General features: G+C 65.2%; 14 protein-coding genes. 7 read left to right on the top strand and 7 right to left on the bottom strand.

The window, feature by feature from the left end:
* Window positions 1-42: 42 nt before the first annotated feature.
* Window positions 43-345: a type II toxin-antitoxin system prevent-host-death family antitoxin gene (locus ACIBI6_RS18940; protein ID WP_364357939.1), complete on the top strand. Its 303-nt coding sequence runs from the start codon at window positions 43-45 to the stop codon at window positions 343-345.
* Window positions 342-764, top strand: coding sequence for a type II toxin-antitoxin system VapC family toxin (locus ACIBI6_RS18945; protein ID WP_396957227.1), 423 nt, complete (start codon window positions 342-344; stop codon window positions 762-764). Before ACIBI6_RS18940 ends, ACIBI6_RS18945 begins: the two co-directional genes overlap by 4 nt.
* Before the next feature lie 5 nt (window positions 765-769).
* Here the strand turns inward: ACIBI6_RS18945 and ACIBI6_RS18950 are convergent, their stop codons facing one another.
* Window positions 770-1,693, bottom strand: coding sequence for a zinc-binding dehydrogenase (locus ACIBI6_RS18950; protein WP_364357945.1), 924 nt, complete (start codon window positions 1,691-1,693; stop codon window positions 770-772).
* Between the two features lie 114 nt (window positions 1,694-1,807).
* Window positions 1,808-2,386 carry a TetR/AcrR family transcriptional regulator gene (locus tag ACIBI6_RS18955; protein WP_364357948.1) on the bottom strand — a complete coding sequence of 193 codons (579 nt, stop codon included), beginning with the start codon at window positions 2,384-2,386 and terminating at the stop codon, window positions 1,808-1,810.
* Window positions 2,387-2,464: 78 nt separating this feature from the next.
* Here ACIBI6_RS18955 and ACIBI6_RS18960 point away from each other — a divergent pair, with 78 nt between their 5' ends.
* From ACIBI6_RS18960 to ACIBI6_RS18970, 3 genes are read left to right on the top strand one after another with little or no spacing between them, the layout of a single operon-like run.
* Window positions 2,465-3,097 (top strand): NAD(P)-dependent oxidoreductase, encoded by a 633-nt coding sequence (locus ACIBI6_RS18960; protein ID WP_396957228.1) that lies wholly within the window; start codon window positions 2,465-2,467, stop codon window positions 3,095-3,097.
* Window positions 3,098-3,139: 42 nt separating this feature from the next.
* Window positions 3,140-3,976 carry a helix-turn-helix domain-containing protein gene (locus tag ACIBI6_RS18965; RefSeq protein ID WP_364357954.1) on the top strand — a complete coding sequence of 279 codons (837 nt, stop codon included), beginning with the start codon at window positions 3,140-3,142 and terminating at the stop codon, window positions 3,974-3,976.
* A gap of 10 nt (window positions 3,977-3,986) precedes the next feature.
* Window positions 3,987-4,412 (top strand): VOC family protein, encoded by a 426-nt coding sequence (locus ACIBI6_RS18970; protein ID WP_364357957.1) that lies wholly within the window; start codon window positions 3,987-3,989, stop codon window positions 4,410-4,412.
* A 27-nt stretch (window positions 4,413-4,439) separates the two neighbouring features.
* Here ACIBI6_RS18970 and ACIBI6_RS18975 read toward each other — a convergent pair whose 3' ends face one another.
* From ACIBI6_RS18975 to ACIBI6_RS18985, 3 genes are all read right to left on the bottom strand, one after another.
* Entirely contained in the window at window positions 4,440-5,276 is an 837-nt protein-coding gene (locus ACIBI6_RS18975) for a carbohydrate ABC transporter permease (protein WP_364358067.1), read from the bottom strand.
* A gap of 65 nt (window positions 5,277-5,341) precedes the next feature.
* A complete protein-coding gene (locus tag ACIBI6_RS18980; protein ID WP_396957357.1) occupies window positions 5,342-6,220 on the bottom strand; it encodes a carbohydrate ABC transporter permease in 879 nt (292 codons plus the stop codon).
* A 17-nt stretch (window positions 6,221-6,237) separates the two neighbouring features.
* The gene (locus ACIBI6_RS18985; protein WP_396957358.1) at window positions 6,238-7,503 is read right to left on the bottom strand and encodes an ABC transporter substrate-binding protein; all 1,266 of its coding nucleotides are present in this window, start codon (window positions 7,501-7,503) and stop codon (window positions 6,238-6,240) included.
* 230 nt (window positions 7,504-7,733) lie between these two features.
* Here ACIBI6_RS18985 and ACIBI6_RS18990 point away from each other — a divergent pair, with 230 nt between their 5' ends.
* Both ACIBI6_RS18990 and ACIBI6_RS18995 read left to right on the top strand, forming a co-directional pair.
* Window positions 7,734-10,046, top strand: coding sequence for a carbon starvation CstA family protein (locus ACIBI6_RS18990; RefSeq protein ID WP_364357967.1), 2,313 nt, complete (start codon window positions 7,734-7,736; stop codon window positions 10,044-10,046).
* Complete coding sequence (locus tag ACIBI6_RS18995; RefSeq protein WP_396957229.1) at window positions 9,959-10,306, top strand: YbdD/YjiX family protein; 348 nt, start codon at window positions 9,959-9,961, stop codon at window positions 10,304-10,306. The genes ACIBI6_RS18990 and ACIBI6_RS18995 overlap by 88 nt, the downstream gene beginning before the upstream one ends.
* A 117-nt stretch (window positions 10,307-10,423) precedes the next feature.
* Here the strand turns inward: ACIBI6_RS18995 and ACIBI6_RS19000 are convergent, their stop codons facing one another.
* On the bottom strand, window positions 10,424-10,948 hold the full coding sequence (locus ACIBI6_RS19000; RefSeq protein ID WP_364357973.1) for a methylated-DNA--[protein]-cysteine S-methyltransferase: 525 nt from the start codon (window positions 10,946-10,948) through the stop codon (window positions 10,424-10,426).
* Window positions 10,945-12,552 carry a DNA-3-methyladenine glycosylase 2 family protein gene (locus tag ACIBI6_RS19005; protein WP_396957359.1) on the bottom strand — a complete coding sequence of 536 codons (1,608 nt, stop codon included), beginning with the start codon at window positions 12,550-12,552 and terminating at the stop codon, window positions 10,945-10,947. Before ACIBI6_RS19005 ends, ACIBI6_RS19000 begins: the two co-directional genes overlap by 4 nt.
* Between the last annotated feature and the right edge of the window lie 19 nt (window positions 12,553-12,571).

Raw genomic sequence — 12,571 nt, forward strand, 5'->3', positions numbered from 1 at the left:
CATCCGTAGCATGACCGTAGGCATTGCCGATATGGTGGGTACATGGGCATACCCGCCGAGCTGCCTGAGATCCCGCAGCGTGAACTCCGCAACGAGGCCAGCCGAATTCTGCGCGAGGTCCGAGCCGGACAGTCGTACACCGTCACCGTCGATGGCGCGGCGGTTGCCGATCTGGTGCCGCACCGCCCCGCGCGGCGGCGTACGGCGGTGCCTCGTGACGAGACGATCGCCGCGTTCGCAGGGCTGTCGGGCAGCGACGACCAAGACTTCGTCGATGACTCGTTGTACGACCCCTATGACCGCGCCTACCGCCGTGGGGAATTCGCGCCCGGAAGCGATTCATGACTACCGTCCGCGAGCGAGGCTTGGTCGATAGCAATGTCTTGATCCTCATCGACGCCGTCGACCCAGACGAACTGCCTGCCGAAATTGTCATCAGCTCGATCACAATGGCCGAACTCGCCGCAGGGCCGCACTTCACGACCGACCCCGGCGAGCGCGCCCGCCGAATCGAACGAGTCCAAAACGCAGAGGCATTGTTCGAGCCGCTGCCGTTCGATACGCGCGTAGCACGCCGTTATGGCCATGTCGTCGCGGCGGTGCTCGCAGCGGGGCGGAATCCGAAGCCGCGCCGGATCGATCTGATGATCGCCGCGATAGCGTCCGCGCATGGACTGGCGCTGTACACCGTCAACCCGGCGGACTTCGTAGGACTCGAGGATCTGGTGACGGTCTCGCCCGTGACGCACCCGGACGCACGCTGACTTCGTCAGGGAATCAGGACGACCTTGCCGAGGTTCGAGCGGTTCTCGATGACGGCGTGGGCCTCGGCGGCGTCTGCCAAGGGGAATTCCGCGTGGACGACCGGGCGCAGGAGGCCGGAGGCGAAGTATTGCCAGAGTTCTTGGCGCCAATGTTCGTAGCGATCCGGGGAGTTGCGGGCGATGCGGGCCATTTGGAAGCCGATGACCGATTTCGCGCCGACTAGCAGGTCGTAGGCCTGGATGGTGCCGCCGCCGGAGCTGTAGGCGACGAGTCGGCCGCCTGGGGCCACTGCCGCGATTGCCGGGGTGAGAAGGTCGCCCCCGACAGCGTCGAGGACGTAATCGACGGGTTCGCCCCATGATTCCTGGTCGTACGCGACGACTTCGTCGGCGCCGAGGCCGCGCAGGAAGTCGGTCTTGGCGAGGTCGGAGACCGCCGCCACCACTCGTGCGGCCCCGCGCACCCGCGCGAGCTGCAGGGCGAGATGCCCGACACCACTGGCGGCGGCCGTGATCAGGGCGGACTCCTCCGGCTTGGCATTCGCGGCATCGAGCGCACCGAGTGCGACCAAACCGCTGCGGACCAGCGCGACCGCGTCGACGGCCGAGGCGCCGTCGGGAACCGGCGATGCCATCGCGGCGGATAGCAGCGCGTAGTCGGCATAGCCGTGGCCGAAGACCAGACCGGTGACGCGGTAGCCGGGCATACATGTGGTCACGCCCTCACCAACAGCGACCACCTCGCCCGCGACCTCGCCGCCCAGCGCGATCGGCTCCCGCGGCTCACGCACCTTACGAACGACCGGCAGCGTCACACCAACCGCCTCGACCCGGACCAGCAGTTCCCCGGGGCCCGGCGTCGGCACATCGGCCGACACCACCTCGAGTACCTCCGGGCCACCGCTGTGCTGGTATTGCACCCGCCGCATCACACCTCCAAAAATCCTTAGGAGAGGTAAAGGTAGCCCGGCGCTGCGACAACCCTCATCCACTTACCGCGCCGAGTGCGAAATCTCACCGCCGCGGCCGCAGGGTGAGCGGCACTACGATCCGAGCCCACGTACGAGCGTCTGCGCCAGGTCCTCGGCAAGTTCGTCCGGGGCGGGGGTGGCATCCGGGCCCTCCTCGTAGAAGCGCAGAAAGGCCTGGTGGAAGCAGGTGCCGTCGAGGAGTGCGGCTGCGGTGTCGACGTCGACTTCGGGGTCGACTCGGCCGAGTTGCTGTTCGGCACGCAGGTAAGCGGCGATTCCGGCGATGGCGTGGCCGGGGCCCGCGCCGTGCCGACGCATCGAATCGCGATGCGCCGCCATGCGTTTGGGTTGTGCGAGTAGTCCGCCGAGCAGGGGTAGGGATTGCTGATAGAAGGCCAGGGCGGCGCGGGCGAGTGCGGCGAGATTGGCTTCGACCGTGGCGGATCCCGGTTCGGGTCGGGTCGCGGCGGGGCCGGGCATACGGTGTTGGAGGACGTTCAGAATCAGGTCCTCTTTATCGCTGAAGTGCTTGTAGAGCGCGGCTTCGGAGTAGCCCGCCGCCTTGGCGATCTCCTTGGTCGTGGCCTCCACCACGCCGCGGTTGCGCATGATCTGCGCCGCGGCGTCGAGGATCTGGTCGCGCGTGCCCATGCGGCCTCCCGGTTGACAGGTTAGTAAGTACTCACCCATCCTAGGTTAGTAAATACTCACCAACCTGAAGGGCTCAACATGCGACTCACGATCTTCGGAGCGACCGGACGCACCGGCGGACATCTCGTGCGACAGGCACTCACGGCCGGCCACGAGGTGACCGCTGTCGTCCGCGGCCAGCACGCCATGACAGATCATCCACAACTGCGCGCGATCACGGCCGACATCATGAATCCCGACGACATCGCTATGGCCGTCCGGGGCGCCGACGCGGTGCTCGACACCATCGGATCACGGGACAAAGGCCCGACGACGGTCGCCACCGACGCAACACTCGCCATCACCAAGGCCATGGCATCGGTGGGTGCACGGCGGCTGATCCTGATCAGTAATAGCGCGAGAATCGCTGGACCGGGCGACGATTGGTTCACCCGCTTCGTAGTGAAGCCGCTCATTCTGCGTCCGCTGCTGCGGCACAGCCTCGACGATATGGCCGCGGCCGAACAGGCGACGCGCGATACCGAACTGGATTGGACGATCGTGCGAGCACCGCAGCTCACTGACCATCCAGCGAAGGGTTCCTACAAAACCGCGGTCGACCGCAACGTGACATTCGGCATCCGGATCAGCCGCGAGGACCTGGCCGCGTGCCTGCTCGAGCTGGCGGCGGACCCGCAGTCGATCCACCACCACATCAACGTTGCCGGCTGACTCACCTCGCGCTAGCCGACCGGCGGCGTAGCGTTGGCCGGTATGGAGCCGACCACCGAAGTGGTGACGGCGCGCCCGGCACCTGCGCTCGCGGCGTACATCGATGGGTACGTCGGGTATCGACTGAGCGGGTTTGCGTCCGGGTTGCATCGGGGACTGCCGTCTCGGCATATGACGTTCATCGTGTCGATCGGGCCGAGTATCGACGTTGTGGCGCAGACGGATTCGCTGCAGTCGCCGCAGGACTACCGGTGCGTGCTGAGCGGGTTGCAGGCCAGTTCGGCGGTTATTTCGCACAATGGCTATCAGGAGGGGATCGGGATCGAGTTGACGCCGCTCGGGAGCCGAGCCCTGTTCGGGATGCCCGCGAGTGCGCTGTGGAACACCTCGGTGGAATGCGCCGAGGTGGCGGGACCGGTCGGGCGGCAGCTGTGGGAGCAATTGCAGGAGTTGCCGTCCTGGCCGGAGCGGTTCGCCGCCTGTGATCGGGTTTTGACCGCGCTGGCCTGTCACGATCGCCTGGTGACACCCGAATTGACTTGGGCTTGGCGCACTTTGGTCCAATCCGACGGTGCGGCCCAGATCGGCCCGCTCGCCGAGGAGATCGGTTGGAGCCGCCAGCATCTGGCGCGACGCTTCGGTGCGGAGTTCGGGCTCAGCCCGAAGCTCGCCGCTCGGATCGCCCGTTTCGAACGCGCGAGGCGGATGATCGGGCACACACCGTCCTATGTGACGATCGCGCAGGTGGCCGCGACCTGCGGATATTACGATCAGGCCCACCTCAACCGCGACTTCGCGGAACTGGCCGGTTGCAGCCCCACCGCATGGCTCGCGGAGGAGATTCCATCCGTCCAAGACCCGGAGGGGTCCCGCACGTGAGGCTGGATCCATGACAACACCAACAGGTTCAGCACAGACAACAACCCGCACCGCCGTATGGCCGTGCCTCAATTTCACCGACGCTCGCGCGGCAGTGGCCTTCCTGACCAGTGCATTCGGCTTCGAAGAAGTCGCGCTGTTCGCCAGGGAGGACGATGCGTCGTTCATCGAGCACGGCCAACTGCGCTGGCCGCTCGGCGGCGGAATCATGTTCAGTTCCATCGGCAAGGGCGATAACCCGTTCTGTGAACGGGGACCGGGCACCGACTCGATCTACCTCGTCTGCGAGGAACCCGATGCCCTGCACGATCGTGCGGTCGCCGCGGGCGCGGAGGTGGTGCGCGGTCTGCGCGATGAGGACTACGGCTCGCGCGGCTTCACCGTCCGTGATCCGGAGGGCAACCTCTGGAGCTTCGGCACCTACTGGGGCGAGTAAGAACGACGGCCGCCGTCGGCGCGGCCGTCAACGCCCGCCGAGACCCGATGCCGCGATGCCGCGCACGAACGCCCGTTGCGCGATCGCGTAGACGACCACCAGTGGCAGCAGAATGACCACGGCCGCGGCCATGAGAATCGGCCATTGCGTATGGTATTGGCCTTGCAGCCGGACCAGACCTAATGTGGCGGTGGCGATGTCATTGCGCTGGATCATGATCAGCGGCCACAGAAAGTCGTTCCAAACGGTGATCCAGGTCAGCACACCGAGGACCATGAGCCCAGGACGGGTGTGCGGCAACAAGACTCGCCAGAACACCTGCCAGGTCGTGCACCCGTCGACGATCGCCGCTTCCTCGAGCTCGGCAGGCAACGTTCGGAAGAACTGGCGCATCAGATAGGTGCCGAATGCGCTGCCGAACAGGCCGGGAACAATCATTGCCCACGGCGTGTCCACCCAGCCGAAGGCACGCATGATCAGGAATTGCGGGATTACGGTAACCGTCAAAGGCACCATAAGCGTGCCGAGGTAGGCGAGAAAAAGTACGTCGCGACCACGAAATCGCAAGCGCGCGAATGCATATCCAGCCAGCGAGCAGAAGAATACCTGCCCGGCCGTGACACATAACGCATAGCACGCGGTATTGAGCAGCATCCGCCCGAGCGGCAGTAGGTCGAAGACCTTCCCGTAGTTGGACCACTGCGGACGCGCGGGAATCAGTGTCGGCTCGGTGATTTCGCCATCGCGCTTCAACGAACCCGACAATGCCCACAGGATCGGAAACAACGCACACCAGGCGACACCAACGAGCGCCACGTAAATCAGGATGCCGCGCACCGTCCGGCGCAGAATGGCCCGCTCCACCCGGCTGGTACTGCGCGCCCGCACAACGATCCGCACCGGAAGCGACCGAACCACCTCGTGCGCATTCACAACTCGACCTCCGACCGGCGCGCGAACCGCAGTTGTAAGAGCGTCAGCACCAGCAGGATCGCGAAGATCACCCAGGCCAGCGCTGCCGCATAGCCGATCTCGTAGAATCCGAAGGCGTTCTGGAACAACATGATTCCGAGCAGGTATGTCCCGGTCTCCGGCCCGCCATTACCGCCGGTCAAGGCATAGGCCTGATCGAAGGCCTGCACCGAGTTGATGATGGTGATGACGAAAACAAAAGACAGCGGCCCACGAATCAACGGCAGTGTCACCGACCAGAACCGCCGCAGCGCCCCCGCGCCGTCGATGCGCGCTGCCTCGTACAGCGTCGCGGGCACGCCCTGCATAGCCGCCAGCAGGATGACCGTTGCGAAAGGCACACTCTTCCATACGGTCACGGTGCTCAGCGAAATCAGCGCCCAATCCGGGTCGGTGAGCCACGGAACCGGATCGAAGCCGACCCAGCCGAGCATAATGTTGAGCAGACCGTCATCGGTGGTGAAGATGAAGCGCCACACCACGGCCATGGCCACGGTCGAGGCGACCAGCGGCAGGAACGCGATGGTTCGAAAGATGCCGATACCGGCCAGCTTTCGATTGAGCACCGCCGCTACCGCGAGCCCGATCACCACCGTCGGCACCAGTGTCAACACGGTGAACACCGCGGTATTGCGTAATGCGATGAGGAACAACGGATCCGATGCGAACAACCGCCGATAGTTCGCAATCCCCACGAACCGTGGTGCACTGAACAAGTCCCACGAGTGCAGACTCAGATACAGCGATACCGCGAGCGGAACCAGCAAGAACACCAGCACCGCAGCTAGATTCGGTGCCACGAACATCCAGCCCGCCCGCTCACGCCGCCGCGCCAGCCGCGCTCGAATCAGTTTCATGAGGGTTCCAGAAGGGTATTGATATCGGCAGTCAGGGACGCACTCTCGGACTCCGCGGTGGCAGCTCCGCGTAGCACCCGATTGCCACCGCGTTCGAGCAGCGCGGAAACCTTGCCCCAAACCGGGGTAACCGGCAGCGGTCGCGAATTCTCCGGCCCCTCCGTGAGCACTTGAAGATTGCGTATCTCGCGATGCGCATTCGCGAATCCAGTAGAGTCCATTGCGGATTTCAACACCGGCACGAACAGACCGGAGGAGGCGATAATCGCTTGCCCCACCGGCCCGGTCGCGAATTTGACGAATTCCCAAGCTTGTTCGATGCGCGGACTATCGGCGGCGATCGACAACCCGGTACTCCCCACATCGGTAATCGCCCCAGGCCCGCCATGCGGGCCGGCCGGCAGCACCGTGACATCGATGGGCAAATCGTCCTGTCCGGCGAACTCCGAATACAGCCAATGCCCACCCATCGCCATTGCCGCCCGTCCTCGCCGGAACAGATCGGGAGCCGAAACCGACTGCTGATCGGCGACTTTCGGCGCGACCCGATGGCGAACCGAGAGATCAGCATAGAACTGGAACCCCTCGGCGAACCGCGGATCGCCGAGATTGGTCCTGGTCGGATCCACCGACGGCGAGAACCACTCCGCCCCATTGTTCATACCGAAACACGCGGCCGAGAAGTACGGCACCCAGGCATCGGCGAAACCCCACTGCCGGTTCCGCTCGGATGACTCTCGCCGCGTGAGTGCCCTTGCAGCATCGAGGAATTCGGCGAAAGACCAGGCATCGCGCCACCGCGTCGGCGCGGTCACTCCGGCTTCGGCGAAAAGCTTCCGGTTGTAGTACAGAAACACCCCCGACCACTGTTCCGGCAGCGCATATTGCCCGCCGCCATAGGTGAAGGTGTCATAGAGCGCCGGATAACTGTCGGCACGCAGTGCGGCAGCGTATTCGGGCTCCCGACCGAGCAGCGTGCGCAGATCCAGCAGCACCCCGCGCTCGGCGAGTCCGGCATAAAGCAACTCCCACGCCATCATGACGTCGGGACATTTGCCACCCGCGCAGTAGGTCAGCATCTGCTGCAGCGGATCCGGCCCGGACATGATGGTGCGAATCCGGATCTCCGGATGCCGCTGCTGGAACTCGTCGATGATCTTCAGCCGGACCCGCGTCTCCTCGGGCCTCGCCTGGAAGAAGAAAGTCAGCGCGTCGTCATCGGATCCACAGCCGGTGCCGGCGAGCAGCGGCGCGGTCAGCATCGAGCCGAGCAGCGTGCGCCTGCGCAACGAGGCCCTCCTCCAGGCGGGTGTGGAGTTTGGCGGAATCGCATGGCAGCATACGTTCGGCAACACCGAGGTGATGGCCGACACACGAACAAAACTTAACGTTGTCCAAAGCCGATCGGAAACGAGCCCGATCGACATCACCAATCGGATACGTTGTCAGATGTTTGAGCAGGATCCTGCGCGTTTTTCAGGAGAGTAAGCGGATGGCGACAATCGAATATTTGCGGACGGATCCCGATCTGCCGCCCGTCGGGGTGGTCGATCACTCCACGATCACGCCACGGAAGAAGGCGATCTTCGGGGCGATCGCAGTCGTCGGAGCGATAGCCTGGGCCGTCCTCGCCATCTCCCGCGGTGAGAACGTGAACGCGGTGTGGATCGTGATCGCGGCGGTGTGCACCTATGTGACCGCCTACCAGTTCTACGCCAGGCTGATCGAATACCGGATCACCAAGCCGCGCGACGATGTGGCCACGCCCGCCGAGGAATTGGAGAACGGCAAGGACTACATGCCGATGGATCGGCGGGTGCTCTTCGGGCATCACTTCGCCGCCATCGCGGGCGCCGGTCCACTGGTCGGACCGGTGCTGGCCGCGCAGATGGGTTATCTGCCGGGCACCATCTGGATCATCGTCGGCGTCGTCCTCGCCGGCGCGGTGCAGGACTACCTGGTGCTGTGGGCCTCGTCGAAGCGGCGTGGGCGCAGCCTCGGGCAGATGGCCCGTGACGAACTCGGTCCGATCGGCGGTGTCGCCGCGATCGTCGCGGTACTGGTGATCATGATGATCCTGCTCGCGGTGCTCGGCATCGTGGTCGTGCAGGCGCTGGCCGCGGTCAAGGGTCCGGACGGCGCGCTGCACGGCGGCAGCCCATGGGGTGTGTTCTCCATCGGCATGACCATCCCGATCGCCCTGTTCATGGGCCTGTACCTGCGCTTCGTGCGGCCGGGCCGGGTCGGCGAGGTATCGATCGTCGGCTTCGCGCTGCTGCTGTTCGTGATCATCTCCGGCCGTTGGGTTTCCGAGTCCGGTTGGGGCCGTGACCTGTTCACGCTGTCCGGCACAACGATCGCCTGGCTGCTGATCGTCTACGGTTTCATCGCCTCGGTACTGCCGGTGTGGCTACTGCTCGCACCGCGCGATTACCTGTCGACGTTCATGAAGATCGGCACCATCGGCCTGCTCGCGCTCGGCATCGTGTTCACCATGCCGGTGCTGAAAGCGCCCGCGGTGTCGCAGTTCGCGCACAACAGCAACGGTCCGTCCTTCGCGGGCAGCCTGTTCCCGTTCCTGTTCATCACCATCGCCTGTGGCGCGCTGTCCGGATTCCACGCCCTGGTCTCCTCCGGCACCACGCCCAAACTGCTGGAGAAGCAATCGCATGCGCGCATGATCGGCTACGGCGGCATGCTGATGGAGTCGTTCGTCGCGATCATGGCGATGATCACCGCGAGCATCATCGACCAGCACCTGTACTTCGCCATGAACGCGGGCGCGGGTCTCACCGGCGGAACCGCCGAGAAGGCCGCCGCCTACACCAATACCCTTGGTCTGAGCGGTGATCCGGTCACCGCGGGTGAGCTGACCCAGACGGCCAAGGATGTCGGAGAGACCAGCATCATCTCGCGCACCGGTGGCGCGCCGACGCTGGCGGTCGGCATGTCCCAGGTGATGTCCGGATTCCTCGGCGGCTCCGGGATGAAGGCGTTCTGGTACCACTTCGCGATCATGTTCGAGGCGCTGTTCATCCTCACCACCATCGACGCCGGTACCCGTGTCGCGCGCTTCATGCTCTCGGACTCACTCGGCAACCTTGGTGGCCCGGCGAAGAAGTTCAAGGATCCGTCGTGGCGGCCAGGCGCATGGGTGTGCTCGGCCATCGTGGTGGCGGCCTGGGGTTCGGTGCTGCTGATGGGTGTCACCGATCCGCTCGGCGGCATCTACACGCTCTATCCGCTGTTCGGCATCTCCAACCAGCTGCTGGCCGCGATCGCACTCACCGTCGTGCTGACCATTCTGATCAAGAAGGGCCTGGTGAAGTGGGCGTGGATTCCCGCGCTGCCGCTGATCTGGGATCTGATCGTGACGATGACGGCCTCTTGGCAGAAGATCTTCTCCGCCGATCCGAAGATCGGCTACTGGAAGCAGCACGATAACTATAGTGCCGCCCGTGATGCCGGAAAGTTGTTGGCACCGGCGAAGACTGCCGACGATATGGACAAGGTCGTGCGCAATACGTTCATCCAGGGCACGTTGTCGATCATCTTCGCGGTGTTGGTGCTGGTCGTCGCGGTGGTCGGTGTGGTGGTCTGCTTCCGTGCCTGGCGGGCGGGCGGCGGACCGAGCAGTGAAACGCCGGATGAACCGTCGAAGATCTTCGCACCGCGCGGCTTCATCGCCACCGCGGAAGAGAAGGCGGTGCAGAAGGAATGGGATGCCCTGATCGAATCGGGGCAGGTCCGGGCACCGGGCGCCGCACATACCAAGGGCACGACGGCGGAAACCCCAGCACATTGACCGCAGCAGCTCAGCCGAATGACGGCCGGTCACCTCGACCGGCCGTCATTCGGCGTCTGCGACTGGCCGCAAGTGCCTGTGCCACAAGGGGTCGCGCATTCGTTTCGTGGTTCAATGCGGTGCTGGGCGGGCAGGATTACCAGCGCTATGTGGACCATCTGCAGCGCAATCACCCTGGATGTGAAATTCCGTCCGAGCGGGAGTATTGGCGTCGACGGCATGCCGACGCGGACAGCAATCCACAGAATCGCTGCTGTTGAGCTCGCTATTCGGCGTGATCGAGCTGCCGATACGTTGAGTCCGTCGCCCCGAGTGGGCCGAAACCGGCTCCCAGCGCAAGATGATTCGAGGCGCACCTAGGTGTAGAACGTGTCGGTCTACGCCATGCGCAACTGGACGTCGGACGTGCCGCCTTCGTGGTCCAACAGCCAGCGTTTCACCGGCAGCCCCCAGCGGAAGCCACCGAGCGCGCCGCCGATGCGCAGCACTCGGTGGCAGGGCACGAACAATGCCGCGGCATTGCGGGCGCAGGCATTGGCCGCGGCGCGGGTGGCGTCGGGACGGCCGGAGATGGCGGCGTATTCGGTGTAGGTGACCGGATCGCCCGCCGGGATCTTGCGCAGCACTTCCCATGCGTGCACCAGGAATTCACCGGATTGCTGGCGCACCTCGATCGCGTCGATCGCGGCCAGTTCGCCGCGGTGGTAGGCGGTGATCGCGCGGGTCACCTCGCCGAGGTCAGCACGCCTGCGAAGCTCGCTGGGCCGCAGACTCGGGTGGATCAACTGCCGCAAGTTCTCGGCGTCGGCGGTCCAGCCGGAGGCGAGTACGGCACCATCGACGTCGACCAGTGCGGTGAACGGCCCGATCGGGGTGTCGGATGTCGCGAAATCGGTTGTCACGATCGGGTCTTCACTTTCGTCGGGGATGCTTTCGGTGGTACTGCCTTGCGACCGGCGAGCGCGGCCTTCCACAGGTGCATGGATAGATATGAACGCCACGGCGCCCAGCGCGCGGTATCGGTGAGATCGACGCCGAGGAGGGTAGCGCCCTGGCGGACAACGAGATCGGTGTCGAGCAGGACGTCGGGATCGGCCAGCAGTCGCATGGTCACGTAATCGGCGGTCCACGGTCCGACGCCCTCCAGAGCCAACAGGTCGCGGCGGAGGTCGGTGGCGGGGCGGCCCTGGTGCAGCACCAGATCGCCGGAGGCGAGAGCCGAGGCCACGCCGATAATCGAGCGGGTCCGCCGCGCCGGACCCGTCAATACCTCGGCTCCGCGGTCGGCGATCGAGGCCGGAGTCGGGAACAAGCGCGCGACCGGTCCGTCGATCGGTTCGCCGAGCGCCTCGACCAGACGAGCAGTGTGCGTCGCGGCGGCGGACACCGAAATCTGCTGACCGATCATGGTGCGCAGCAATAACTCCGGACCATCTAGGGAGCCGGGCACCCGGATGCCGGGAGTGAACGGTGGGCGGGCTCGGGCACGGCGGGCGACCACCCCGACATTGAAGGGATGGTCGGCCGGTGCCGCACCGACGTCCGGGAGATCTCGCCCGGATGTCTCGATAACGTCGGTGTCGGCGGGCACCACGCCGAGCGCCTCATCGATTCCTACCGGGTCCGCATCCAGGTCCAGCAGATGGCGCAAGCGTGCGACAGTCGGTGCGAGATCGCGCATATCGTGCAGCGACAGTTCGGCGCGCACGTGGTCACGCTGGAAACTCAGCCGCGTCGTCGCATATCCGTGTGGGGTGCGCAGGCTCCTGGTGTATGCGCGGTCCTCCCATAGCTCCATGCCCGCCACGACGTGCGAGGAGAGGAACCATTCGAGCCAGCCGCGGTCCAGCGGCTCGCGGAAAGGCAGCCGCAGCGTCAGCGAGCCGTTGGAGGCGGGCACCAAGTGGCTGTTGGAGCGCGTCACCCGCTGCGCCTCGGTGCGCATGGTCGTCGGACTGACCGCGAACACCTCGCGGACGGTGTCGTTGAACTGGCGAATACTGGCGAATCCGGCCGCGAAGGCGATATCGGACATCGGCATATTCGTGGTCTGGATCAGCAGCCGCGCGGTGTGCGCGCGATGCGCCCTGGCCAGCGCCAATGGACCGGCCCCCAGTTCGGTGGTCAGCACCCGAGTGAGCTGGCGCTGCGAATAGCCCAGCGTGGCGGCCAGTGCGGGCACGCCGCCGCGCTCGATGACGCCGTCGCCGATGAGTCGCATCGCCCGCGCGGCCAGATCTGCGCGGGTATTCCACAGCGGCGATCCGGGTGCGGCATCGGGCAGGCAGCGGCGGCAGGCCCGGTATCCGGCCTGCTGCGCGGCGGCGGCCGTCGGCAGGAACGTCACGTTGGTCGGTTTCGGCGTAATCGCCGGACATGAAGGGCGGCAATAGATTCCGGTAGTTCGCACGGCGGTGAAGAACTGGCCGTCGAATCGGGAGTCCCGGGTCGACACCGCCCGATAGCAGCGTTCGAAATCCAAAGCCGTGATCGTCACCCAATCCACAATGGCAGCAACCCGCACC

The organism is Nocardia sp. NPDC050412 (genome assembly GCF_044458825.1).
Classification (GTDB): Bacteria; Actinomycetota; Actinomycetes; order Mycobacteriales; family Mycobacteriaceae; genus Nocardia.

Coding starts and splice junctions, on each gene's coding strand:
- ACIBI6_RS18940 (WP_364357939.1), top strand. CDS start 43: ATGGGCATACCCGCCGAGCTGCCTGAGATCCCGCAGCGTGAACTCCGC.
- ACIBI6_RS18945 (WP_396957227.1), top strand. CDS start 342: ATGACTACCGTCCGCGAGCGAGGCTTGGTCGATAGCAATGTCTTGATC.
- ACIBI6_RS18950 (WP_364357945.1), bottom strand. CDS start 1,693: ATGCGGCGGGTGCAATACCAGCACAGCGGTGGCCCGGAGGTACTCGAG.
- ACIBI6_RS18955 (WP_364357948.1), bottom strand. CDS start 2,386: ATGGGCACGCGCGACCAGATCCTCGACGCCGCGGCGCAGATCATGCGC.
- ACIBI6_RS18960 (WP_396957228.1), top strand. CDS start 2,465: ATGCGACTCACGATCTTCGGAGCGACCGGACGCACCGGCGGACATCTC.
- ACIBI6_RS18965 (WP_364357954.1), top strand. CDS start 3,140: ATGGAGCCGACCACCGAAGTGGTGACGGCGCGCCCGGCACCTGCGCTC.
- ACIBI6_RS18970 (WP_364357957.1), top strand. CDS start 3,987: ATGACAACACCAACAGGTTCAGCACAGACAACAACCCGCACCGCCGTA.
- ACIBI6_RS18985 (WP_396957358.1), bottom strand. CDS start 7,503: ATGCTGACCGCGCCGCTGCTCGCCGGCACCGGCTGTGGATCCGATGAC.
- ACIBI6_RS18990 (WP_364357967.1), top strand. CDS start 7,734: ATGGCGACAATCGAATATTTGCGGACGGATCCCGATCTGCCGCCCGTC.
- ACIBI6_RS18995 (WP_396957229.1), top strand. CDS start 9,959: ATGGGATGCCCTGATCGAATCGGGGCAGGTCCGGGCACCGGGCGCCGC.